16 protein-coding genes are annotated in these 25,270 nt (G+C 38.7%); 9 read left to right on the top strand and 7 right to left on the bottom strand.

Features of this window, described 5'->3' with window-relative positions; translation table 11 throughout:
* Positions 1 to 396 precede the first annotated feature (396 nt).
* The 4 genes from QM524_RS15935 to QM524_RS15920 all read right to left on the bottom strand — a co-directional run bounded on the left by QM524_RS15935 (position 397) and on the right by QM524_RS15920 (position 6,983).
* Entirely contained in the window at positions 397 to 885 is a 489-nt protein-coding gene (locus tag QM524_RS15935; RefSeq protein ID WP_283345326.1) for an NADH-quinone oxidoreductase subunit C, read from the bottom strand.
* A 28-nt stretch (positions 886 to 913) separates the two neighbouring features.
* Positions 914 to 1,465, bottom strand: coding sequence for an NADH-quinone oxidoreductase subunit NuoB (gene nuoB, locus QM524_RS15930; protein ID WP_095160573.1), 552 nt, complete (start codon positions 1,463 to 1,465; stop codon positions 914 to 916).
* 350 nt (positions 1,466 to 1,815) lie between these two features.
* Positions 1,816 to 4,239: a T9SS type B sorting domain-containing protein gene (locus tag QM524_RS15925; protein WP_283345325.1), complete on the bottom strand. Its 2,424-nt coding sequence runs from the start codon at positions 4,237 to 4,239 to the stop codon at positions 1,816 to 1,818.
* 326 nt (positions 4,240 to 4,565) lie between these two features.
* On the bottom strand, positions 4,566 to 6,983 hold the full coding sequence (locus QM524_RS15920) for a gliding motility-associated C-terminal domain-containing protein (protein WP_283345324.1): 2,418 nt from the start codon (positions 6,981 to 6,983) through the stop codon (positions 4,566 to 4,568).
* Positions 6,984 to 7,563: 580 nt separating this feature from the next.
* Here QM524_RS15920 and recG point away from each other — a divergent pair.
* From recG to QM524_RS15895, 5 genes are all read left to right on the top strand, one after another.
* Complete coding sequence (gene recG, locus QM524_RS15915) at positions 7,564 to 9,660, top strand: ATP-dependent DNA helicase RecG (protein ID WP_283345323.1); 2,097 nt, start codon at positions 7,564 to 7,566, stop codon at positions 9,658 to 9,660.
* 307 nt (positions 9,661 to 9,967) lie between these two features.
* Positions 9,968 to 10,747: a DUF3050 domain-containing protein gene (locus QM524_RS15910; protein ID WP_283345322.1), complete on the top strand. Its 780-nt coding sequence runs from the start codon at positions 9,968 to 9,970 to the stop codon at positions 10,745 to 10,747.
* Positions 10,748 to 11,082: 335 nt separating this feature from the next.
* Positions 11,083 to 11,655: an adenylate kinase gene (locus tag QM524_RS15905; RefSeq protein WP_095160578.1), complete on the top strand. Its 573-nt coding sequence runs from the start codon at positions 11,083 to 11,085 to the stop codon at positions 11,653 to 11,655.
* Between the two features lie 668 nt (positions 11,656 to 12,323).
* A complete protein-coding gene (obgE, locus tag QM524_RS15900) occupies positions 12,324 to 13,379 on the top strand; it encodes a GTPase ObgE (protein WP_283345401.1) in 1,056 nt (351 codons plus the stop codon).
* Between the two features lie 317 nt (positions 13,380 to 13,696).
* Complete coding sequence (locus QM524_RS15895; RefSeq protein WP_283345321.1) at positions 13,697 to 17,227, top strand: T9SS type A sorting domain-containing protein; 3,531 nt, start codon at positions 13,697 to 13,699, stop codon at positions 17,225 to 17,227.
* 266 nt (positions 17,228 to 17,493) lie between these two features.
* Here QM524_RS15895 and QM524_RS15890 read toward each other — a convergent pair whose 3' ends face one another.
* Positions 17,494 to 18,405 (bottom strand): SDR family oxidoreductase, encoded by a 912-nt coding sequence (locus QM524_RS15890; protein ID WP_283345320.1) that lies wholly within the window; start codon positions 18,403 to 18,405, stop codon positions 17,494 to 17,496.
* A gap of 386 nt (positions 18,406 to 18,791) precedes the next feature.
* Between QM524_RS15890 and QM524_RS15885 the strand changes: the two genes are divergently transcribed.
* The 4 genes from QM524_RS15885 (at position 18,792) to QM524_RS15870 (ending at position 22,860) form a co-directional block, all read left to right on the top strand.
* Positions 18,792 to 19,217: a heavy-metal-associated domain-containing protein gene (locus QM524_RS15885; protein WP_283345319.1), complete on the top strand. Its 426-nt coding sequence runs from the start codon at positions 18,792 to 18,794 to the stop codon at positions 19,215 to 19,217.
* A gap of 360 nt (positions 19,218 to 19,577) precedes the next feature.
* Positions 19,578 to 20,411 (top strand): group I truncated hemoglobin, encoded by an 834-nt coding sequence (locus QM524_RS15880; protein WP_283345318.1) that lies wholly within the window; start codon positions 19,578 to 19,580, stop codon positions 20,409 to 20,411.
* A gap of 422 nt (positions 20,412 to 20,833) precedes the next feature.
* A complete protein-coding gene (gene hemA, locus QM524_RS15875) occupies positions 20,834 to 22,111 on the top strand; it encodes a glutamyl-tRNA reductase (protein WP_283345317.1) in 1,278 nt (425 codons plus the stop codon).
* Between the two features lie 95 nt (positions 22,112 to 22,206).
* Entirely contained in the window at positions 22,207 to 22,860 is a 654-nt protein-coding gene (locus QM524_RS15870) for a DUF4230 domain-containing protein (protein WP_283345316.1), read from the top strand.
* A gap of 56 nt (positions 22,861 to 22,916) precedes the next feature.
* On the opposite strand, the gene QM524_RS15865 is transcribed toward QM524_RS15870, so the two are convergent.
* On the bottom strand, positions 22,917 to 23,765 hold the full coding sequence (locus QM524_RS15865) for a prephenate dehydrogenase (protein WP_166550631.1): 849 nt from the start codon (positions 23,763 to 23,765) through the stop codon (positions 22,917 to 22,919).
* Positions 23,766 to 23,834: 69 nt separating this feature from the next.
* Complete coding sequence (locus tag QM524_RS15860; protein ID WP_166577155.1) at positions 23,835 to 25,007, bottom strand: pyridoxal phosphate-dependent aminotransferase; 1,173 nt, start codon at positions 25,005 to 25,007, stop codon at positions 23,835 to 23,837.
* Positions 25,008 to 25,270: the final 263 nt, after the last annotated feature.

The following is a 25,270-nucleotide window of genomic DNA, read 5'->3' as shown; positions in this document are numbered from 1 at the left end:
GTATATGTATTGGTTTTTAGTTTGAAAATTGATAGTCAGTGGTTTAAGCATTTGTCTAAATAAACAAAATTTCCCTTCGCCACACCTTACTTTTCTTGTCTTGACACAAGAAAAGTAACAAAAGAAAGTCAAGAAATCCTAAACTCGCCTTCGGCTCAAACAGAAGGATTTCAAAAAAATAAACATACAAATATGTAAGTATTTTATTTTGAGGTAAACGATAGAAATAACATCTTCTTAGAGTGTCGTAGATGTGAAAGAAAGTAAATTGTTTTGGAGTTTTTCGCACCTATGGCGCTCATAAATATGATTGGTTTCTGAGAAAGTTTATTAGTATGCCAAAAATCAATATTCAATATACGAAAACAGCCGAATACAGATCGCCCATACCTCGATCTAATACTTTACTTGAATACCGTGATAATATTCTTGTGCTTGATAGTCCTTACGAAGAGGGTGTCCGTCCCAATCTTCTGGCAATAGGATTCTTCGTAAATCTGGATGTCCCTCAAAACGAATACCCACTAGGTCAAAGGCCTCGCGCTCGTGCCAGTCTGCTGTACGCCAGATATGACTTAGCGTAGGTACGCTTGGAGCAGGTTCGTCTTTGGCATTGCGTGGGACAATCACCTTAAGCATCATTTTGTGCTCATAAGGAATAGAGTACAAATTATAAATTACTTCCATTGTCGCTTTTTCGACGCCATTATCCAAAGCTGTAATGCACGACAACATATCGAAATAACAGTTTTCATTTTCGAATAAAAACTTTGCTACAACAGCAATTTTATCCGTTGTAATATGTAGACATTGATGGTCTTTTCCTAGAATGATATCTGAACCCAATTCAGAAACAATTAGGTCATTGATTTGGTCGAAAGTCATGTTTGAGGGCGCTAAGTTTGGCTATTGATTAAGCAGAAGCAAACGCTGGTTTTTGATTACGTGCTTCTTCCTGTTCCATATCTAAAATAGCTTTAGGTGCTACGATAGTTTCTTGACGGATTTTTTCTTGCAACTTCAAAAAACCACCAATCAAGGCTTCTGGACGAGGAGGACAGCCTGGCACATATACATCCACTGGAATAATGCGGTCGACACCTTTTACGACGTGATAACCGTGTTCCCAGTAAGGTCCACCACAATTAGAGCAGCTACCCATCGAAATCACATAGCGAGGTTCAGGCATTTGTTCATACAAACGGCGAATACGGTCAGCCATTTTGAAGGTAACAGTACCCGCTACAATCATCACATCTGATTGGCGCGGCGAAGGGCGTGGAAATACCCCAAAACGGTCGAGGTCATAGCCCGAAGCCATGGTCTGCATCATTTCGATTGCACAGCAGGCTAAGCCAAAACCCATGGGCCATAACGAACTCAAACGTGCCCAATTGAGCAAGTCTTCTACTTGACTAAGTACAATATTATCTTCTTCGAATTGCTGGTCGAGTAATCCCTTCATATCTGAAAATATTAGATTGAGGTATGTGATTGATGTTAAGGAATCCCAATTCTAAATCAACAGCACAATATTGTTTTTGATTCCCTAGCTTACAAAGATACAAACCCCTCTGCAATTATGATGAAGGAAGGGGAAAAAAGGCATAAAGGAAAGTGGAGTGCTTTAAGTGAAGAGAGTTCAAGGCATGAGTGAACAGGCACAAAGGCACAAAGTGGAAGGAAAGTAGGGTACTTTATGTGAAGGGAGTTCAAGGTATGAGTGAACAGGCACAAAGGTATAAAGTGATTATCATCTTATATTGTAAAACACTCTGTGCCTTTGTGCCTGTTCCCTTTGAAACTCAAAAAAAACTACTTCACCACCGTCACATATCCTGTTAGCGCAGGTAGGTTTACGTTGGGTTTGATGACGTAATAATAGGTACCTGTAGGAATACGCTGACCCTCTTGGATGCCGTCAAATGGTTGAGAATAGCCTTTTGAATAGAATATTTCATTGCCCCATCGGTTATAAATTTTCACTTCGATATTGGGATATTCCCCGATGCCATCTAGTTCCCAAGTATCATTTATTCTGTCGCCATTGGGGGTAAAAGAATTAGGAATGTCGATTTTGGGATACACAAAAACATTGATTTTGTCGCTAGCTTTACATTTGCTGGTGTTGGCTACAACTTCAAGGGTATATTCTTGATGCGAAATGGGTGCTGCTGTAGGAGAAAAGTCGGTTGGATTTAGTAAACCAGTTGTAGGCGACCAAGTAAAACTATATCCTGAACCTTGACTACCCACTACGGGGATTTGTACTTGTTGTCCTCTGAAAATCGTAATATCTTCCCCTAATTGAACTCTGGGAACTCTATCGACGATAGCATTGCTAGTAGCAGAATTTTTACAGCCATCTGCTGAGGTGTATTCATATACAATTGGCCACACACCCGAACCCGCTTTGGATGGGTCAAATACGGAGCCTGTCATTCCTTTTCCAGAAAATACCCCAGCATTGGAGCTAACAGGAGTAACATAAATACTCAAATCTGTTGAAAGATTCTTGGCTTCGCAAAATGAAGGAATGGGGGCAAAGGTAACCTTTGGTTTAGGATATACTCTAATTACAACTTCAGGAGCATTCTTTTTACAACCTTTATCGGAGGTAGCCTGCAATTGATAATTTCCTGATTGAGTTATATTGATAGTCTGATCAGAGCTAAAATTAGCGCCATCTTTTTGCCATAACCATGTTGTTCCCGTATTCACGTCGGCTTTGAGGGTTACAACTTCGCCTTCGCAGACCTCAGTTTTGTTTGAAATATTTTGCACGCTCACCTGTGGCAATGGATTTACAGCGATATTGAGTGAGGCATCAAATGTACAAAATGGACTAGCTTTCTGGGTAATCACCAATCTGTAAACGCCTGAGCGGTCGTAGGCTGCTTCTCTATTACTAGTAAGTGTAAAATTGTCTAATGTCCAGTCATAGGAAAAATCTGCTGGGTTAGCTCCAGAAATACTTGGGGTAATGGTGCCTGGTGATTTGTCCGCACATATGGTTGTACCTAATGAGGGTGTTAAAGACAGTCCAACACCTCCAGCGCCAATAACTCTGGTTAACAATGAGGTATCTGTAGGCTTACATGTAGCAGTAGGATCCTTGATTTCAACCCTATAATCACCTGTAACATCGTCGTTGATACGAAGCTTGTTGCTAGTAGCACCTGATAAAGGGTTACCATTATAATACCATTGGTAGGTAGCATTGGGGTTTGCTTGTGTTTCAAGAACACGGTAGCTTTTCTGACAAAGGGTTATTGTATTGATATGAGCTGTATTGGTATTTCCTTCAATATAAATTCTCGGCTTTTCTACTTCTTTACAATCTTTTACCAAAACATCATACTCCACTTGGGCTTGACTAATGATGTTGCCACCTAGCTTCTGAGTAGCCATAATTTTCATGGCATATAATCCTTCTTTGTTGGGCTGAAACTGTACCGTTCCTGCATTGGATAATACAATAGGAATGTTTGATGCAATGGGAGAACTAGTTGAATATCCTGACAGCCACGTCACCTCTTTGGGAGATGCCAACTGAGGTAATACTAAGGGCGAGCTTGGTGAACTTAAGCCCTTGTAGAGTGGTTCAAATGAATATTCTGTGCTTGTGCCGTTGGAGTTAATCACAGGTAGATTAACAAAGTTGACTTGGTTTAAGCAGTAAAAACTTCCTTGTGCTTCTTGAAATGCAGGGGTTTGAGTAATGGCATTGGTGAAGAAAAGGTACAGTACTAAACTCGAACTACTAGGATTAGCAATATTGACTAACTGACTACTTCTACAACAACGCTCCACAATGACATAATACCCGTCAGGGGCTGAAAGTTGAGTAAAGTCGAGTGTGATATTTTTGCCTAGCACTAAGTCTTTTGACTTTAGAGTACCAATATTACAATTGTTGGGATAGTTCAGGTCTATACTGGTAGAAGACCCTCCTGTAAAGTCAATTACCCCAGAAGCATCAATATTCGTAGTAACATCTACATTATCTCTTTTTCGAAAAACCTTAGCTCTTAAATCTTTAGTGAGTGCACCAGATGCCAAATCTGCCTGATTGGTGGCGTTATGTAAAGAGATATATAAATGAACGGTAAGTTGAAATTGATTGGTAGTTCCCGAAACTTTTGAAAGCTGCAAATACCCTCCAACAAAAGGGTCTTGAGCAAACAAAGGTTGCACGGTTGTTATACAAAGTAGGATGATTAATAAACGTAACCTCATTAGCAATTGGGTTTATTATAAGTATTAGGACGTTATTGGTTAATAGGGTATCTGTTATTGGAAAATGCCTTTATCCCATAAAATACTAATAATTAACTCAGACCTTTCACTTAATTGTTTAAAGCAAGAATCTTTCTTATTACTCGTGACTCTAAATTAATGAATAAATCATGTTTGACATCTTTTGAGATACTATCTATTTAGTAAACGCAAAAAGTGTATTCAATTGGATAAAAGGTGTTTGTAAAAATACATAAAAACCTTCTATCTTATTGAATACACTTCTTTTCTTTGAAAACTCTATGGTTATTCTCGGTTGAAAACAGTTACTTTATTACGGTCAAATACCCCGTTAGCGTAGGCCAATCTTTACGGATTTCGATGACATAGTAATAGGTTGATGATTTAACTTCCTTGTCATCAATAATTCCTTTGAAAGGATTACTTGCGTAGTCATTGGTGGTAAAGACTTCGTTGCCCCAGCGATTAAATAGCTTCACAGAAGCATTGGGGAATGAGGTAGTGATATCTGACAAATCCCAAAAGTCATTGATGCCATCTTCGTTTGGCGTGAAAGTATTTACAATTTTTCCACTGACAAAAACTTTTACGATTTTTTCATCGGCACATTGGGTGGCATTGTCGGTTACCTTCAAGGCATAATTAGTGGATTGGCTGGGCGTTGCTACTGTTACTGGCGTATTTACCTCACTCAGTCCTGTTGCTGGTGACCACAGTAAAGTATAATCCGCAAGGTTGGTACTGGTTGCCAAACTGCTAGTTAAAGTCGTAGATTCACCCGCTTGAATCGCAACATCAGGACTTAGCGTAAATACAGGTGCTGCACCAATCTTGAGGTTAGCTGTAGCTTTGGATTGACAGCCCGCATTAGCGCCAAAGGTGTAAGTAATGTCATACGAACCAGCTCCGTAGGTAGTAGGATTGATGGTTGTACTGGTCAAAGTTGTTCCTCGTGAATCTTTAAAAACTCCGCCTGCGTTGTATGGATTAACAAATTTCGTTAGATCAATCGTTGCAGTAGTTGGCAAACAAATAGGGTCTAATTTGAAAGTAACTGGGGTTGAGGCTGTGCCTGTGACGGTGATTTGTTTCGTATCAGTACAACCAACGGCTGTAGTAACTGTGAGTCCGTAAGTGTTTTGTCCTGTGTCTTTTACTTTGACAATATTGCTCTTCTCATTAGGTAAAGTACTTCCATTTTTTGTCCAAACATAAGTGTAATCAGCACTTAAATCCAAGGTAGTTCCGACACTAAAATCATCTGAGTCACAGTAGGTAGTTTGACCACTGCTAGTTTTAAGTGTTGCATCAGGGAAAGTCGGGAAGTCAATTTTCAGACTAAGCATATAAGTACAAGCATTAGCCGCTGAAGCGACTGGTTGAAGAGATACTTTAAACTCAACCGTTGTTGATTTCAAAGGAGTATCATATTGTATGGCATAGTTCTGAGTTGAGATAGGTGAATTATTGGCTGACCACGTGTACACAAAATCATTGGTGTTATATTGACCAGAAGTTCCCTTTTCTTTTACTTGAATCAATGTGTATTTGCATAGTTGACGGTAACTAGAGGTCAATTCCAAATCCAATCCTTGTCTGTCTGTCAGGGTTACACTCGAAGAGGCTTTAGGAAGTCCACAACCATTTTTGGCTGATACCAAAACGGTATAGGTTCCTGCGCCTTCAGCCTTTACCTTGGAATCCGTTGCACCAGCGATGTTTAAGCCATCTTTTTGCCATTGATAGGTATAATTGCTATTGGCGGTAGTCGATAAGTCGATATAGCCGTTTTTACAAACGGTTCCTGTACTAATTGGACTTCCAGAAGCATCACTAATCACGGGCGTGGCAGATACCGCTGCTGAACAGTCTATTACTTTTAAGACAAAATCTCTACGAGTTTTGCCAATCGTAACGCCATTTCTTTTTTCTGTAACTTCCACACAAAACAAATACGTGCCCACTGCACTGGCTGTGACAGATAAGATACCCGAAGCATTGACACTCAGCGCAGGACTCCCCGGTATTTGTGCGGTGGCACTACTTCCACCTGCCCAGCTTACAGTTGCATAACTGCCCGAACCCGTTGGGGTTGGATTACTATTTGAGCTTGTCGATGAGCCTTTGTAGGGTGTTACCAAGGCATAAGATAGTTGGTCGTTGTCACGATCGCTTGCTCCAAAATCATAGCTAAATGCTTGTCCTTTACAAATATAGGCGCCTGTAATAGCATGAAATTCGGGAGAGGAATTATAGAACTCATTACCAGACTGCTTAAGCGCAGGAAACTCCAAGTAAAACAAAGCTCCCGTTGAGGTTGGACTGCTAATATTAGTTACGTTGGCTCTACAGCATTTTTCGACTACTACATAGTATCCACCAGCATCAGCATAGTCGGCAGAAGACACCACGAAGTCACCTTCGTAGTCTACTTGCAAAATGCCAAGTTGCTGACTATTAGCACAATCTTGATTGTTGAAGGAAACATCTTTCCCTGTGAGCGAGGACGCTTTGAGTGTAAGCGAAGCCTTGAGTGTGTTATTACTTTTCTGAAAAATACCTACCTTAAGATTATCATCACTGCTAGTTGGCGCGCCACCAGATTTGTCATAATACACATGAAGTAATAGACGAAATTTTCCATTTGTAGTGCTACTTCTGCTGATTAGCTCTAAATTACCACCCAGCACAGAAGCTGCGTGTACATAATTCGAGATAATCATACATAAACAAAAGCTTAAACACCTGAAAATGTGCTTGGTCATTTGAAATAAGGGCTTATAGTGTTGTGTTACATTAAGCGGATTCACTAAAGCTGGCGGGCCTTAAGGGATTTCTAGCAATAATTGTGCTAGAACAACTCATTCATACTTGTTGACGATAGAAACTATAAAGCAATAGAGGATAAAAGGGTAGATGGGGGAGTGGGGTAATTACCACAAAACTCTTAAATTATGGCGTAAATAAGCAAATGAATGTTTTTACAAAAGTAATGTATACAATAAAAGAAATATAGCTCAATGGTTTTGATATTACGATTTTGTAAATGGTTAATAGTCAGTTATAAAAGGGTATTTATAACCTTTTGAGATAGTTACTTGTTAAAAACTAATCATAATAAATATACAAAATATTTAGGAAGATAAAAAGGGCTCAATGGTTGTTTAACATGAAAGATATGTGAGAAGAAGTTAAATTTGTAAATATTTTACATCGCATTTACCTGAGACCCAATTGACGAAAGTGCAAAGCGTAAAATAAAGACTTCTCGCTTCTGTGCCTTTATCACTTAAAAATAACAACATGCAAAACGATTTTTTTGAAACTAGAATTGAGTTACTCCGAAATGTTGGTCCACAGCGAGGACAATTGCTCAATACAGAGTTGCAGATATTTACTTTTGGGGATTTGATTCAGTATTATCCATTTCGATATGAAGATCGAACGCAGTTTCACTACATATCCGATTTGACTGAAGATATGGAATATGCCCAAATCAAAGGTCGTTTGCGCACGCTTGAGAAGGTAGGAGAGGGTTTCAAACAAAGATTGACAGGGACTTTTACCGATGGTACAGGTTCAATGGAATTGACTTGGTTTCAGGGGATTACTTGGCTCGAAAAGCACCTTCGAATGGGAGCTGAATATGTACTTTTTGGTAAACCATCCTTTTTTCAAGGACGCCCACAAATGCAACATCCCGAACTGGAGTTACTCAATGGGACAAATGAAAAAGGAGGCTATTACCAACCCGTTTATAGTGTTACCGAAAAGCTCCGCAAAAAGTACATCGAATCCAAACAGATTGCATTAATGCAAAGGGCTTTGTTGGAAAAAGCCTATCCTCTGATTCGAGAAAATTTACCTACGTTTTTGCTACAAAAATATCGTTTGGTCGCCAAGCGAGACGCCATTTATAATATTCACCTGCCACATTCTGACCAGTGGCTTCATCAGGCTCGTCGACGCTTGAAGTTTGAAGAATTATTTTATAATCAACTTCGCTTAATCAAACAAAAAGTGCTACGCCGAGTTGATTATGAAGGTCAGATATTTAAAAGTGCAGCTTTATTGAAAACTTTTTACGATGAGTATCTTCCCTTTCCGTTGACAAATGCACAAAAGAGAGTAATTAAAGAAATCTTCGCAGATATGCGCATGGGACGACAAATGAATCGCTTGTTGCAAGGTGATGTAGGTTCGGGAAAAACCATCGTGGCTTTTATCTGTATGTTGCTGGCAATCGACAATGGTGCGCAGGCTTGTTTGATGGCGCCTACCGAAATTTTGGCTGACCAACATTATCAAGGTCTAAAAGAGTTTGCCGAACTGTTAGGTATCAGAATCGAAAAACTCACAGGATCGACCAAGAAAAAAGCTCGTGCTTTGATTCATGAAGGGCTCTTGGATGGTTCGGTGAAAATCATTGTTGGAACGCACGCTTTACTAGAAGATATTGTACAATTCCAAAATTTAGGACTTTGTGTAATTGATGAGCAACATCGATTTGGTGTAGCACAGCGGGCTAAACTTTGGGAAAAAAACAAATATATGCACCCGCATATCTTGGTCATGACGGCCACACCGATTCCAAGAACCTTGGCAATGACGCTTTATGGGGATTTGGATGTTTCGGTGATAGATGAATTGCCCAAAGGTCGCAAGCCTATCAAAACCGTTCATCGTTACGACTCTCATCGTCTCAATGTTTTCGGTTTTATGCGTGATGAAATCCAGAAAGGGCGACAGGTTTATGTGGTTTATCCTTTGATTGAAGAATCCGAAAAGTTGGATTACAAAGACTTGATGGATGGCTATGAAAGCATAGTAAGAGCATTTCCAGAATATCAGGTAAGTATCGTGCATGGAAAAATGAAGCCTGCCGATAAGGATTTTGAAATGCAAAGATTCGTAAAGGCCGAAACTCAAATTATGGTTGCCACGACGGTGATTGAGGTAGGAGTAAACGTTCCCAATGCTTCAGTGATGGTGATTGAAAGTGCCGAAAAATTTGGCTTGGCACAGCTACACCAGCTACGCGGAAGGGTAGGGCGTGGTGCCGAACAAAGTTTTTGTATTTTGATGACCGACTTCAAACTGTCAAAAGATAGTCGTACTCGTATCGAAACTATGGTACGCACCACCGACGGTTTCGAAATAGCTGATGTAGACTTGCAGTTGCGAGGGCCTGGGGATATTTCGGGTACACAGCAAAGTGGTATTATCGATTTACAAATTGCAGACTTGGCGAAAGATGGCGAAATACTGAAAGTAGCAAGAGAATGTGCTCAAGCCATTTTAGAGGCCGATCCCAATTTGAGTGCAGAAGAACATGCCATGATTCGTGAACAAATAGATTCGCTAAAAACGAACCAAAGTAACTGGTCGAGAATTAGTTAAATTTAGAATGAACGCTGAAAATTGTATAGGAGTTTAGATAAAGTTGCTATATTTGACTATACCAATCTAAATAAATACCTTTCTCGTAAGTTAATGGACAAAATAAAATTAACTTTACCCGCAATAGGCATTAAGCTATATGCTATAGGCAAAAAATATTTTTAACAAAATCATAAATACAATTTTGCCTAATGCCTACGGCTTATAGCCTAGAGCGTATTAATGCAATTTTATTTTGCATTAATACTTAATTATATAGGAAAATCTAAAAACAGCAATCCCAAATCTACGATTGTAAAAGTTAGTTATGAATAATTCAATTAGTAAAATCCAAGAAGCAATAACCCCTTTGAGAGAGGCATTGACCGATCACTCAGTATATCATCAAATCAATCAAATCGAACATTTGCAGCTTTTTATGCAAGACCATATTTTTGCGGTATGGGATTTTATGTCGATTCTCAAAGCTCTTCAGCGCAACCTTACTTGTGTCGAAGTACCTTGGGTTCCTGTAGGTAGCGCCGAAACTCGTTATTTGATTAATGAAATTGTCAATGGCGAAGAAAGTGACGTTGACGAAGATGGTGTGCGTATGAGCCATTTTGAGTTGTATCTGGATGCTATGAGACAATCAGGTGCAGACTTATCGCAAATCGAACAGTTTTTGGCTTTATTATCACAAAAAACAAGTGTTTCAGAAGCATTGGATATTGTAGGAGTGAGCCAAAGTGTAAAAGATTTTGTCAACTTTACATTTGAAGTAATTGCTACCAACCAGCCACATATCCAAGCCGCTGTGTTTACATTTGGTCGTGAAGATTTGATTCCTGATATGTTTATTGCCATGGTGAAAGACCTACACGCCGAAATGCCAGAGCGTATTGCCAAGTTTAGATATTACCTTGAGCGTCATATCGAAGTAGACGGCGATCACCATAGTCATTTGGCGATTCAGATGGTAACAGAACTTTGCGGAACAGACGAAACAAAATGGCATGAGGCGCTGACCTATTCAGAGAGAGCTTTACAGATGCGTAAAGTACTTTGGGACGGCGTAGAAGCTAAAGTGCAAGCAGTTGAGGTATAGTAATTAAGCAAAGAATCAATAACATTGAGTATTCTCGAAATAAAACTGCGATTTTTAAGAAAATCTCCATATTGGTAGAATCCATTTTTTTAGATAGTCGATAAGTTGACAAAAAGCGGAAAGTCCTGTATAACAAGGCTTTCCGCTTTTTGTTTTTCAGATATTTCAAAAAAACATCAAAAGACCGTTTTCACAATACCTGATTCTAGGAAATGTAAAATAATTCCTTTTGCTAAATTATTAGTAGATAGGACGGTAATTCAAAGTGCTTCTTGTAAATTTGCAACTCTTATAGCAAAACACAATTTTCAATTCACAAAACAACGTTTAAACCAATGTTAAATCTCGTCTTGTTTGGACCTCCGGGGGCAGGTAAAGGAACACAGTCAGCCAAATTGATTGAAAAATACAATTTAGTACACATTTCTACGGGCGATATGTTCCGTGGGCATATTGCCAACGATACCGAGCTTGGTAAGCGTGTAAAACAAATTCTTGCAGATGGACTTTTGGTTCCAGATTCGATTACTATCGAAATGTTGGAAGAAGAAGTGAAAAATAATCCACAAGCAGAAGGGTTTATCTTTGACGGATTCCCAAGAACAGTTCCTCAGGCTGAAGCTTTAGATGCTTTCTTAGAGAAAAATGGACAAAGTATTAACGGTGTTGTTCAGTTGGATGTTACAGAAGACGAAATCAAAACTCGTATCGCTGAGCGTCAAAAAGTAAGTGGACGCGCTGATGACGATGCAGAGAAACTTTTGAAAAGAATTGACGAATATTTCTCAAAAACCATCCATGTATTACCATACTACGAAGCACAAGGTAAAGTGAGTAAAGTAGACGGTATTGGTGCTATCGAAGAAATTTTCCAAAATATTTGTAGTGCAATCGATGCAGTAAAATAGTTAGCTATTCATAACTCCACGCTCATCATTTACCACATATACAACTAGGCTTTTGACAAATCAAATCTTGGATTCCTTTGTCTAAAGCCTAGTTTATTAAGTAATCGTAAGGTATATGATTTAGGCAACAGGCACGAGGCACAAGGCAAAGACTGTTAAGTCGTTTTTTAATAACAATAGATATGTTTTGCTGAATGCCCAAAGCACAATCTTAAATTTTATTTTGCTTACTAATTTATAACCCAGCAGACCCAAGCGTAAAACAGAAGAACTGCTTTACGAAATAACGTAATTTGCTATCCCGATTAATTAGTTATTTACTTCCTTATAGGTCAATGCCTTAGAATTGCTTATTTTTGCAAAAGGATACAATAGAAGCTGCCAATTCTTATTCAATCTCGCTGAAAATAAGTCCATAGCCAGTGGCTGTTGGTCTTCAGCTAGGTCAAAAACCTAACCCCAAGTTTTATAGGAGATACGCTGTCAATAAAGTTGAAATGTAGAATAAGACTTTATCATGACAAAAATCCCTCATTGAACTATCAGATTGCAGAAGGGGTTTTCTAAAGACTGATAACTCCTGACCACTCTGCTTGAAAATCTCAATAAATAGTATTAACCATTACAATTGGCCGAAATCATAGGCCCTTTATAAATCTCAATTAGTAATTATGACATCAAACTTCATTGACTACGTAAAAATCAACGTTCGCTCTGGACATGGTGGTGCAGGTTCAACTCACTTTCGTCGTGAAAAGCACGTTCCCAAAGGTGGACCAGACGGTGGCGATGGTGGTCGTGGAGGACATATTATCCTCAAAGGGAATGCCCAACACTGGACACTTCTCCACTTAAAATATCAAAAACACATTTTTGCCAAAGACGGAAACGGAGGCGAAGGTGGCCGTCGTACTGGCGCACAAGGTCAAGATATGTACATCGAAGTTCCATTAGGAACGATTGCAAAAGACCCTGAGACAGGAGAAGTTTTGGCAGAAGTTACCAAAGACGGACAAGAAGTAGTCTTGTTGCATGGCGGTAGAGGAGGTTTGGGTAATGTGCACTTCAAAAGCTCAACCAATCAAGCACCACACCATTCTCAGCCTGGCGAAGATGGCGAAGATATGTGGGTGGTACTTGAATTAAAAGTATTGGCCGATGTAGGTCTTGTTGGTTTCCCAAATGCAGGAAAATCAACCTTATTGTCGGTGCTTTCTGCTGCAAAACCAGAAATCGCTGATTATCCATTTACAACATTGGTTCCAAACCTTGGTGTAGTTTCTTATCGTGATTTCAAATCGTTTGTTATGGCTGATATTCCTGGTATTATCGAGGGAGCAGCTGAAGGCAAAGGATTAGGAACACGCTTTTTGCGTCATATCGAGCGTAACTCTATCTTATTGTTTTTGATTCCAGCTACGGCCGAAGACATTACAGAAGAATACAGAATTTTGCTGAATGAGCTCAAAGAATACAATCCAGCCTTGTTGGATAAAGAACGTATGATTGCCATTTCGAAGATGGACTTAGTGACCGAAGACGAAGATTTAGCAAGAATCAAAACACAGATTCCAGAGAACCTTCCTTTCGTAATGATTTCATCAGTGATGCAACAAGGACTTATGGAGTTGAAAGATATGATTTGGGGCTCGTTACAAAAAGCTCAAGAATCATTCGTACAGCCAGAAGAAGAAAATGAGGAAGTAGCTCCCTCTGAAGAATAAATTTTGAACTAGACAACTTGTAGATATACGGCATTAGGCCTTAAGCTTTATGCCGTATGCTAAAAGTCTGGATGAATTTCTAGCGAACAATAGAAACGTTTTTCCTAATGCCTACCGCTTATAGCCTAAAGCATACTAATGCAATTTTATTCTGCATTAACAACTTAATAGTTCTAGAGTGTATTCTTCAGGAATCGCTCGTATCAGTAGCCTACTAATTGCTTCTAAAGTGAAGAATGTATAAAACCTTGACCCAAAACCATTGCATAATCCTTTTAGAAAGCATCTTAATGACTAAGAGTAAATAAAAAGCAGTTATGAAAAAAACACTTAGACTATTCTACCTTGTATTATTTTATTGTTTGACGATTATGTATGGATATTCGCAAGCAACGATAACTCCAGTAGCAGGTACTTATACATGTACAGGAAGTGGTACTGTAAAGCTTAGAGTGACTAAAGGTAAATTTAGTTACGAATGGACTAATGCCTCAGCTCCTACAACTGTTATTGGTACAGACAGTACGATTATTGTCGGGCCAGGTACCTACAATGCAAGATATAAAGAGACAGCCTTAAGTACTACTTGGGTAACTGCTACAGCCTACACAGTAGCTCAAATTGTCCCAAGTGCCATTACTGCTAGTGCGGCAAGTTCAACTTCGGGTATATTTTGTGGAACAAGTGGTGTAACCCTCAATGCTTCTACTGCTGCTAATTATACTTGGAGCCGAAGTGGAAGTCCTAGTCCTGTGGTAGTAGGGAGTACTTCTGCCTTGACTGTTACGGGTAATTCGATTGTCACTGGAGGAACCTACTCATTTACAGTAACAACTACCAATCCTACCTCTTCATGCTCGGCGACGTCTAATGCTATTTCGTTAACGCTTTATCCAAGTGCGCCTGCCAAGCCTACTATTTCGGCAGATGGTGTTACTACTTTTTGTAGTGGGAATACAGTTGGATTGAGTTCTTCATATACCGCTGGTAGTAATGTTTGGACTCGCTCTGTGGGTGCGGATACTACTACTACTGGAACCAACAAAATTACAATAAGAGTGACCAATACCGTTTCGGTAGTGGCTAAAGATGCCAATGGTTGTGTGTCGCCATCGTCAGATCCAGTTACTGTAACAGTCAATCCTGTACCAACGGCACCAGTTATTACACCAAGTGGAAGTTTGAGTATTTGTGCTGGAGATAGCCTTTTAATCAGTTCAGATAATAAAGGAACAGGTTCGTATACATGGAGTAATAGTCAGACTACAAGAACTATTTACGCAAAAACGGCAGGAAGCTATAGCGTAAGATTTACTAACTCTTTTGGATGTATTTCTCCAGTTTCTAACACATTTGTTCTTAGCATCAACGCTTTGCCTGCAAAGCCTACCATCACTGCCGATGCAGCCCTTACTTTTTGTGAAGGGTTCACTGTAGGTTTGAGTTCATCCTATAGTGCTTTTAAAAATGTTTGGACACGCAATGTAGGAGGAGCCATAAGTGACACTGTCACAAATACATCTTCGAAATTGACTGTGAGAAATTCAGCCGTAATTACGGTAAGAGCCTTGGATGCAAATGGTTGCTACTCTTTGCCGGCAACATCGGTAACTACCAAGATGAATGCTCGCCCTGTTACTCCTGTAGTTTCTGTGGTAACATATCCAAGCAATCCTATTCAACAAAGTGGCTTTAACATCGGACTTTGTACAGGAGATAGTGTGCAATTTGCCCTTCAAAATACAGGGTCTTACACAAAAGGTTCTTACTTGTGGTCAAATACTAAAACAACTAAAAATATTACGGCTACGTCTTCTGGATCATATTATTTGGTGTACACCGATACACTTGGTTGTAGGTCTGTAGAATCAACAGCTTTTATAGTAACAATCAATAGCCGTCCTTCACAACCTGTAATCTCTTATACTTCACCATTGGAATTTTGTGATGGAGGAAAGGTTATTTTGACCTCTTCAACATCGTTTCAATATTTATGGAACACAGGAGAAAATACTGCAGCTATTACTGTAACGAAGTCAGGATCTTTTAATGTAATTGCTATTAATGACAAGGGCTGTCGTTCTGTATTAGCCTCAAGTAATATCAATGTTATAGTGAACCCATTGCCTCCCAAACCAACGATTGCAGCAAGTGGGTCTTTGACTTTTTGTCCTGATAAAAGTGTAACCTTAACATCTTCGTCATCAGAGACTATTTATATTTGGAGTGAGAAATTAAGTGAAAGGACAAACTTTTCGAATACCCAAAGTATCCTTGTGAATAAATCGGGTAAATACACTGTACAGACTCAATCTTTAAAAGGATGTGTATCAAAAAGTTCTGATACAACTTTGGTAACAGTACTCGAGGCTCCACAAGCTCCAACTATTTACGCACTTAGCCCAACCGTATTCTGCGATGGAAAAGATGTGACCTTGGTAGCTCTATTTGCGAATAATAACATCGCAAATTTTAGCTGGAGAGATGAAGACACAGGATTAGAGTATGCTACAACCTCAAGCATTTTGATTAAACGTACAGGTAAATTTAGTGTGAAAGTACAAGACTCTAGAACATGTAATTCTCCTTATTCGTCTATTCAAATTGTTACGGTTAACCCTCTTCCAACCAAGCCTGTGATTCAAGCGGTAAATGGTAAAATTATTTGTGATGGCGATAGCGCTTTGTTACGTTCTAGTTTACCAAATACCTTACCCAATAATACAGCATCTTACAAATGGACTTTTAATGGTACATTACTGACCGTTGCCACAAGAGACTTATACGCCAAAGGTGCAGGTGGATACGCGGTGCAAGTGACAGACGCGAATGGTTGTCAGTCTGTCGCATATTCTGATACGGCTAAAATCACAGTAAATCCATTGCCAACTGTTCCAATTATTACAGCAGTAGGACTTAACCCTTTCTGTGCAGATAAAAGTCTTACCCTGAATTCATCTGCTGACGTAGGCTACAAATGGAGCAATGGCGCTAGTACACGAAGTATCACCATCAATCAGGCAGGCTTATACTCTGTACAAACGATCAATGGATTTAAGTGTTTGTCTAAGCCATCTAATTTAATTGAAGCTAAAGTAAATGCGCTTCCTGCTTCAACAAATATTTTTGCAGGTGGTAATACCATATTCTGTTCGGGCGATAGTGTCCAGATTAGTACCGTAAGTAACTACAAAGCTTATTGGTGGGTTGGAGCTGATTCTCTCGGATACGGGGCAAATAACGTATGGTATGCCAAACGTGGAGGTAACTATACGGTAAGAGTTCAAGATTTTAATGGTTGTTTTTCTCCTGCCTCTACACAGAGATTTATCGATGTCAGAGCAACTCCTGTAACACCTGTAGTTACACAAGTAGGTTCTTACACGATTGAGTCTACAGGTGATGGCGATTCAAATGGCTACGAATGGTTGTTGAATGGAAAAACAATTACAGGTAATGCCAAAAATATCAAGGTAAGAATGGATGGTAATTACCAAGTTCGTTCTAGCTTTACTTACACTCCAATTGCTTTGCCTGATAATAAATTGGTTTGTTTCTCAAAAGTTTCGGCAGTGAAAGCTTTCAAAGCTGACCCTAACCTCGATGGATTAAGTATATATCCAAACCCTTCAACTACAGGTATCTTTACGGTTGAGGTGGCTGATGATTTAGTTGGTGCACAAGTATCAGTTTATGATTTAGTAGGCCGATTACTTTCTTTCTATGTAGTCGAAAAGTTTGATTCACGTAAACAAATCGATTTGAGTAATGTACCATTCAATTCATTTATTGTTCGTGTGAAATTAGATGGTTATGAAAAAACAAAACATGTATCTGTAATTAGATAGGTTTTCCAATATACCATTGAATGATTGGTGATTGAGTGCATGAGTGATTATTTTTAATATAAATTTTACTGGTAGAGACGCAATGCTTTGCGTCTAAAGAGATATCATTCGAAATATCATAAGTCATCCAGAATTTTGAGATTATGGGTATTCCCCAAGTTTTCATCAAAAAAGCGTTCGGAAAATATTTTCCGAACGCTTTTTTGATGCTATTATGCTAGAAATGACTTGGATCACTCAATTTCAACTTACTTAATTGTTTTACATTACTTCTGAATAGCTTTGAGTTGTTTGACCATCACAGAGATTCCTTCCTCAAAACTAACGGGATTGTATCCTAATTCATGAATGGCTTTGTCTAAAATAAAGCCTGTTCGAGGAGGTCGCTTGGCTTCCTGCGTAAAAGTATCTGCGGTAACTTCAGTGATGAGGGTTTTGTCTAAGGCAAAATAATCTGCTGTAGCAATTGCCATATCATAAGGACTCATAAAATCTTTTCCCGAAATATGATAGATACCTTGAGCTTGCTTTTGAGTTGCTAGCCAACAGCCTATGGCTAAATCTTCAGCTAACGTGGGCGTTCGAAGTTGGTCGCTCACTACTTTTATCGCTTGACCTTTTTCTAAGGAGCTTTTTACCCAAAGAATAATATTGCTTCGGCTCATATCAGGCACAATTCCATAGACCAAAACCGTGCGGATAATACTCCACCGTAACCCAGACGCTTGTACACGCAATTCGGCTTCGTATTTACTTTTACCATAAATCGAAATAGGAGCGGGCTGGTCTTCTTCTTGGTAAGGGCCATTTTCTCCGTCAAAAACAAAGTCTGTAGATACATGACACAAATAAATATTGTGGCGTTGACATTGCTCAATCAGATATTCAACCGCTGTAACATTGGCCTCCCAACAGCCTTCTGGATTTTGATGGCATATATCTACATTGGTCATGGCTGCGGTGTGGATAATGCTATCAGGCCGTACTTTATCGATTACCTCCTGTATTTGGGCTGGATTGCATAAATCCATTTCTTCATAGCTAAATCCCTCCGAAATGCTAAGTCTACTTTTACCTCGCGCCGTAGCAATTAGTTTAATCTCTGGATTATTTGCCAAAAGATGAACAAGTTTTTGTCCTAATAGTCCATTGGCTCCTGTAATCAATATTTTTTGCATTTTATCCTGTATGATATAGTTCAAATCAATGTATTATTTAGTCAGACTGAGTCATTTCACAATGATAGAGTATTACCTTTTTATTCACAAATCAAAAAAATGGAAAAAAACAGAAAAAAATAGAACTATGTAAATCCGAACTTTCAGATAAGCCGTAGATATGTTTGTAAGTCGAAAATAACTATCGGTTTACCCGCCGATGGTTGTTTGTGGCCTTTACGCAATCAGCCAGTAGTTAAATTCTATCTTAAATCATTCGAGTCTATTTTTCGACAAACATTCTCTTAAGAAAAATAGCACAATTCATTATCGCTTAAAATTAGTTGAGATTACTTTTTGAATTTTTTGCTTGATTATTATCAAGATGACTTTATCCTGAAATGTATATGAAAACTCTATTGAAAATCACTAAAGTTGTTTCGCTGACTGTGGGTGCGCTCTTTTTGGCCTTTGTAGTATATGCAAACTGGGAGGAACCGTCGTTAGCAGATAGACTAAATTTGAAACCAATCCAATTGGTGGTATTTAATCTCTCAAAGCCTCTTTCTACGACAGACAGCACATCCTTGGCATCTTCGTTGGAAAGTACTACAGGAGTAACAGCCTCAACTGTGAATCCTAAGAATCAGACAGTTAGTGTGACTTATCATGCTGATGAAGTAAATGAGGAAATACTCAAAGAGAAAGTTGAGAAGTTTCCTGTCATGGCAACAAAACTTGAATTTAGCCAAATGGAAGGACCCAAATGTCCGATTCCAATGGGTTACATAGATTTTGTGTTAGATGCCAAGAAAGCTTTATGTTTTAGATAATTCTTAGCGACAAGATCCGTCCTTTGTTTGTCGTAAAAGATTACGTATAGTTATTAACTTTCTGTTTTACCATACAGAACTTTAGTTTCTTGTTATTATTGATCAAGTAAGAAGAAAGTATGTAAAATACCCTTTGGTAGAGCATTTTTGTACTTTCTTCTTTTACTAAAAATCCTTACTCTGTATCAAATATCACTTTTTAAACATTTTAATCCTGCTTTGTTTGAAGTGTTGAGCTTTTCAACACGCTAAACGCTTATTAATTAAAATTAGCCCGTTTTCTCTCTATTTTAATTCGCAAAGGTTAACCATTGCGGGTGTGGACAACTTTTGTAATCACCAATCAAATTTCAAAGAAATATGAAAAAATCTGCGCAACTGTGGGGAGCTATCCTCATGTCTGGAATGCTCATGTTTACATCTTGTAAAAAAGATGACGATACGATGCAACCAACACAGTCATTGTATCTGCGTCTTGGCGGTAATACTGCTATTTCAGCTGTAATTGACCAATTTATTGCCAATGTAGCAAGTGATAGTCGCATCAATGCCTACTTTGCAGATGCTGCCGCTGATCCAACTCGTTTGACTAAACTTCGCAACAACCTTATCAATCAAGTTGGTATGGCTACTGGTGGTTCAGAAAAATATACTGGACTTGACATGAAAACAGCTCACAAAGGAATGGGTATTACCGATGGCGAGTTTGGTGCTTTGGTAGAAGATTTAACGTCTTCTTTAGATAAATTTAAAGTAGGTGCTACCGAAAAAACTGAATTGTTGACGGCTTTGGCTAGTATGAAAGGCGATATCGTTGAAGGACAGGTATCTTTGTATAACAGATTAGGCGCCAATGCTGGTATTTCGGCTGTGATTGATGACTTTATTGGTAAAGTAGCGGCGGATACACGAATCAATGCGTTTTTTGCTGCGGCGGCTGCTGACCAAGCTCGTTTGACGAAGCTACGTAACAACTTAATCAACCAAGTTGGACAGGCGTCTGGTGGACCTGAAAAATACACAGGCTTAGATATGAAAACTGCTCACAAAGGAATGAAAATCACTGATGCTCATTTCAATGCTTTGGTAGAAGATTTGAAAGCTTCATTGGTGAAATACAACGTCCAGTCTAAAGCTAAAATCGAATTGTTGACTGCTTTGGGTGGTATGCGTGCCGATATCGTTGGTCAATAGTTGAGTAAAGTGAAAGATGTCTTTTAGTGACTTTGAGAATGAGCTTTTGATAAAAGTTCAGATGGTTTATCAATAGCTCGTTCTCAAAAGTTCATCCTTGCGTTTAAACTTCTTCCTGTTTTTCTATCAAAATTCAATAGCTACCTTCTTATCATCAACCTAATTTTGGAGTACTAGCAAAAATTGTCATGTCTGAATGTGACAAAAGTCATATTCGTGAGCGATAAATTTTACTAACTCGCAGTATGAAATTTCACGGAAGATTAAGCTTCAAAATAGTACATTTCCAAGTTTTAATCTTTCAAAATCTCGCAATTATTTATACTCATTCTAAATTATGTTTAAGTATAAATAATTAGCTAAAAATGGAGTTATTAATGTCTATTCATGTTGTAATTTTGTGCTTGGAATAGTTAAGTGTTATGCAAAATCAATTCAAATCAATCAGTTTATCATATAAGTCAGCTCCCTTAGCGGTACGTGAGCAAGTGGCTTTGAATGAGGATGAAATCAAGAATTTCTCCCTCAGAATCAGAGATATGTTCGATATCCAAGAAGCCATTTTGGTGTCGACTTGCAACCGTACGGAAGTTTACTACGTGTCAGAGGAAAACCGCAATACTGACATTATTAAGCTTTTGTTGCTTGACAAAGGCATAGCTACGACTGAAGAATATTTTGCATATTTCCAACAATACAACGCTCAAGCCGACGCTGTACAGCATTTGTTTGAAGTTGCTACTGGTCTACACTCACAAGTGGTAGGCGACCTTCAAATTCCAAATCAGGTAAAACAATCGTATCAAATTGCGGCTGACTTAAATATGGCTGGTCCATTTTTGCACCGTTTGATGCACACGATTTTCTTTGCTAACAAACGTGTTGCGCAAGAGACAGCTTTCCGTGATGGAGCAGCTTCTACTTCGTACGCAGCTGTAGCATTGACTGAGGAGATGACTCAAAATATTGCTTTACCAAAAGTATTAATTCTAGGTCTTGGTGAAATCGGTATCGATGTTTGCAAAAATATGGCAGACAAAGAATTTGCTGAAATCACGGTTATGAACCGTACTCGTGCTAAAGCCGAGGCCATCGCCGAAGGACATAACTTCCGCATTGCTGATTTTGTGGACATGGAAGAAGAAATCAAACGTGCTGATGTGATTATCTCATCTGTCATGATTGATAAGCCATTGATTACCAAAGAAATGATTCAGTCAATGGAAATTCTTACTTTCAAATATTTTATTGACTTATCTGTGCCTCGTAGTGTTGAGGAAAATTTAGAGGAAATCCCAGGGGTATTGGTTTACAATATCGATACGCTACGTCAAAGAGCTGATGAAGCTTTACAAACGCGCTTGGAATCTATCCCTCACGTTCAACGAATCATCTCCGAAGCTACAGCAGGTTTTGAAGATTGGTCAAAAGAAATGGTGGTTTCTCCAACCATCAATAAATTGAAAAATGCCCTAGAGCAAATCCGTAAAGAAGAGCTTGCACGTCATTTGAAAAATCTTTCTCCAGAAGAGTCAGAGAAACTTGATAAAATCACGATGGGTATCGTTCAGAAAATTATCAAGATGCCAGTTTTACAACTTAAAGCTGCATGTAAACGTGGCGAAGCTGACCAATTGGTAGATGTTATCAACGAGATTTTTGATTTAGAAAAACAAAACGAATCGTCTTATTCTCATTAATTTTTTGCGATTAAGAGATAGCGTTTAATAAAGATAATATTCCTCAAGCCTACAATTATTTGTAGGCTTTTTTTGTTACCTTGATAAATGTAAAAATGTCGAATACCCTATTTACATTTACCGATACACAATTAATTTTTAAGGCTATGCTCAAAACAATCATCCGTTTGCTATTGCTGTTTCTCCTTATTGCTGGTGGAATTTGGCTTTGGGAACAATATAAATTTTTGAAAAATGACAATGCTGAAGCGCCAGAGGTAAGTCATAATATTTTACTTCAAGAGATTACCTCAATGGGTAAAATCGAACTCGTAAAATATAATTTTAGGGATGTAGTAGAATCTAAAATCAAGAAGAATTTTTTACCAGATGCCAAAGTCTTGCTAATTGTGACAGGTGAGGCCACTGGTTGTATCGATTTAACAAAAATCAAAGTAGCCGATTTACAGGAATTAAAAGATACTGTAGTGGTGCATTTGCCTGAACCAGAGATTTGTAATTATAAAATAGACCATTCCAAATCGAAGGTATATGATACGCAGTATGCTTTTATGGACGAAGCAAAACTGGTGGATGAAGCTTTTCAAAAAGCTGAAGCTCAGGTGCAACAATCAGCTCAATCGATGGGTATTTTGGAGCAAACAAAAGAATCCGCCGAACAGATGTTGAAACCTTTTATTGAAAAAGTTTCGGGAAAAAAAGTAGTCCTTAAATATGCCATGAAGGATTCGCCAAGAAGATTGAAATAAAGTCAAAACATAAGAAAGGGGCAATAGAATTATTCGATTGCCCCTTTCTTCTTCTCTTATTTATTCAAAATACGTTTAATATCGTTAGCTTGAGTCAAATAGTCTTTGAATTTGTCGTAACCATCTGCTAACATCAAACCTTTAAATTTCAATAAGGTATTGATATACTCGTCAAGTACATCGATGATATTATCTTGATTTTGTCTAAAAATCGGAATCCAAGTATCAGGGTTCGATTTTGCCAAACGTACTGTTGACTCAAAACCAGAACTTGCTAAGTTAAAGATACTTTCTTCATCTTTTTCCTTTTGCAAAACTGTAGAGGCTAAAGCAAATGAACAAATATGCGAGATATGCGAGATATAGGCAGTATGCACATCATGTGCAGCCGAGTCAAGATAAGTCAATCGCATTTTTAGTCCCTCGGTGTACATTTTTTCAATCATCTTCACGAGCTCTGGCTTTGAATCTTGCACATCACAGAGCACACAAGTTTTATTATCGAACAAATTTCGAATAGCCGCTTCTGGTCCCGAAAACTCAGTACCTGCCATGGGGTGAGTAGCAATGAAATTTCCACGATTAGGGTGATTTCTGACAGAATCTACCGCAGGTTTTTTGGTGGAACCTACTTCTATGACTACCTGATTTTCAGAAACATGATTCAAAACTTCAGGTAAAAGCTTTACCAAAGCATCTACAGGCACAGCCAAAATAATAATGTCTGATTGTTTGATGGCATCGTTGAGCAAAGCCACACGGTCAACCAACTGGAGTTCAAGGGCTTTGATAACGTGTTCGGTTTTATTATCTACGCCAATAACCGAATCCGCAAACCCACTTTCTTTAAGACTTAAGGCCATTGATCCACCAATAAGACCAAGTCCGACTACTGATATATTCATTTTTGTAAATGCTCGATGATTATCGTTTCCGATAAATGTTGAAATATATTTTAAACTTAGCCCGCTATCCTAAGAACAGATTCCTTTTGATTGACGAATACGTTGGATAGCTTGGTCAAAAAGGGTGATTTCGGCACATAGCGAGATACGAATATATCTTTCGCCAGCCGTTCCGAAAATGCCCCCTGGGGTAATAAATACCGCCGAACCTAGTAAAATCTCGTCTGAAAGCTCGTAGCTATTGGTGTAAGTATCAGGAATCTTAGCCCATACAAACATTCCTATTTGTTTGGTGTCGTATTTGCAGTCGAGCAAGTCCATAATTTCAAATACCTTAGTCTGACGTTGTCTATAAATCTCGTTCAAAGAGTCATACCAAGATTGAGGATTTTGGAGTGCTTTTACTGCTGCCATTTGCAATGGTAAAAACATACCAGAGTCCATATTCGACTTGAACCTCAATACATGACTTACTAATTCGGCATTTCCAACTAAAACCCCCATACGCCATCCAGCCATATTATGTGATTTTGAGAGAGAGTTTAATTCAATCGCTACTTCCTTCATGCCTTCAACCGCCAAAATACTTTGTGGAGAATCATTTAGGATAAAACTATATGGGTTATCGTTTACAATCAGGATGTTATGTGCAATGGCAAAATCTCTGAGTTTTTCGAAAAACGCAGTATTGGCTTGCGCGCCAGTAGGCATGTGTGGGTAGTTGACCCACATCAGTTTAACTTTTGATAAATCTCTCTGTGCCAAAGCATCCAAATCTGGTAACCAACCATTTTCTTCTGCCAAGTCATAATCTACCACAGTTGCACCTGTTAGTAGCGAAGCTGCTCGGTAAGTCGGATAGCCAGGGTTGGGTACTAATACCTCATCGCCAGCTTCCAAATATGCCATAGCAATGTGCATAATACCTTCTTTTGACCCAATCAAAGGCAATACTTCATTCACTGGATTGAGCGTTACCCCGTAAAACTTTTGATAAAACTGAGCAAAACCTTCACGTAAGGCAGGAATACCCACATAGCTTTGATAGGCGTGGTGTTTGGGATGTGCAGCGCTGTCTGTCAAGGCGTCGATGGTTTCGACAGACGGAGGCAAATCTGGACTTCCAATACCTAAATTGAGTACATCAATGCCTGATGCACGCATATCTGCTATTTGTTTAAGTTTGGTAGAGAAGTAGTACTCCTGAACCAAGTTCATGCGGGATGCTGGTTTTATGTTCATTGTTTTACTAAGACATATTATTTAGCAAAAAGTTTTTATTCACTAAATAATCAGGGCTATCGAATAATTGGTTAACAAAAAAGCCGACTCACTGAGTCGGCTTGTGTATTATTAGTTTTTTGATTTTTTCAAATTAAAGTCATAACACAACCGACTAAGCCTTCAAAGCGTAGTAATAATAAGCACGGTATGTGTTGATTGACTGGTTCATGACTTCAAAGGTAGTCTGAAAAAAATTATTTGACAAAAAAAAAGAGAATTTG

The sequence above is a fragment of the Flectobacillus roseus genome (genome assembly GCF_030056595.1).
In the GTDB taxonomy this organism is placed as follows: Bacteria; Bacteroidota; Bacteroidia; order Cytophagales; family Spirosomataceae; genus Flectobacillus; species Flectobacillus roseus.
The sequence above is the reverse complement of the archived record's forward strand: the minus strand, read 5'-3'. Positions and strand labels throughout refer to the sequence as shown.

Coding starts and splice junctions, on each gene's coding strand:
- QM524_RS15920 (WP_283345324.1), bottom strand. CDS start 6,983: ATGATTATCTCGAATTATGTACACGCAGCTTCTGTGCTGGGTGGTAAT.
- QM524_RS15895 (WP_283345321.1), top strand. CDS start 13,697: ATGAAAAAAACACTTAGACTATTCTACCTTGTATTATTTTATTGTTTG.
- QM524_RS15880 (WP_283345318.1), top strand. CDS start 19,578: ATGAAAAAATCTGCGCAACTGTGGGGAGCTATCCTCATGTCTGGAATG.
- hemA (WP_283345317.1), top strand. CDS start 20,834: ATGCAAAATCAATTCAAATCAATCAGTTTATCATATAAGTCAGCTCCC.
- QM524_RS15935 (WP_283345326.1), bottom strand. CDS start 885: ATGACTTTCGACCAAATCAATGACCTAATTGTTTCTGAATTGGGTTCA.
- QM524_RS15925 (WP_283345325.1), bottom strand. CDS start 4,239: ATGAGGTTACGTTTATTAATCATCCTACTTTGTATAACAACCGTGCAA.
- QM524_RS15910 (WP_283345322.1), top strand. CDS start 9,968: ATGAATAATTCAATTAGTAAAATCCAAGAAGCAATAACCCCTTTGAGA.
- nuoB (WP_095160573.1), bottom strand. CDS start 1,465: ATGAAGGGATTACTCGACCAGCAATTCGAAGAAGATAATATTGTACTT.
- recG (WP_283345323.1), top strand. CDS start 7,564: ATGCAAAACGATTTTTTTGAAACTAGAATTGAGTTACTCCGAAATGTT.
- QM524_RS15865 (WP_166550631.1), bottom strand. CDS start 23,765: ATGAATATATCAGTAGTCGGACTTGGTCTTATTGGTGGATCAATGGCC.
- QM524_RS15870 (WP_283345316.1), top strand. CDS start 22,207: ATGTCGAATACCCTATTTACATTTACCGATACACAATTAATTTTTAAG.
- QM524_RS15890 (WP_283345320.1), bottom strand. CDS start 18,405: ATGCAAAAAATATTGATTACAGGAGCCAATGGACTATTAGGACAAAAA.
- QM524_RS15885 (WP_283345319.1), top strand. CDS start 18,792: ATGAAAACTCTATTGAAAATCACTAAAGTTGTTTCGCTGACTGTGGGT.
- QM524_RS15905 (WP_095160578.1), top strand. CDS start 11,083: ATGTTAAATCTCGTCTTGTTTGGACCTCCGGGGGCAGGTAAAGGAACA.
- QM524_RS15860 (WP_166577155.1), bottom strand. CDS start 25,007: ATGAACATAAAACCAGCATCCCGCATGAACTTGGTTCAGGAGTACTAC.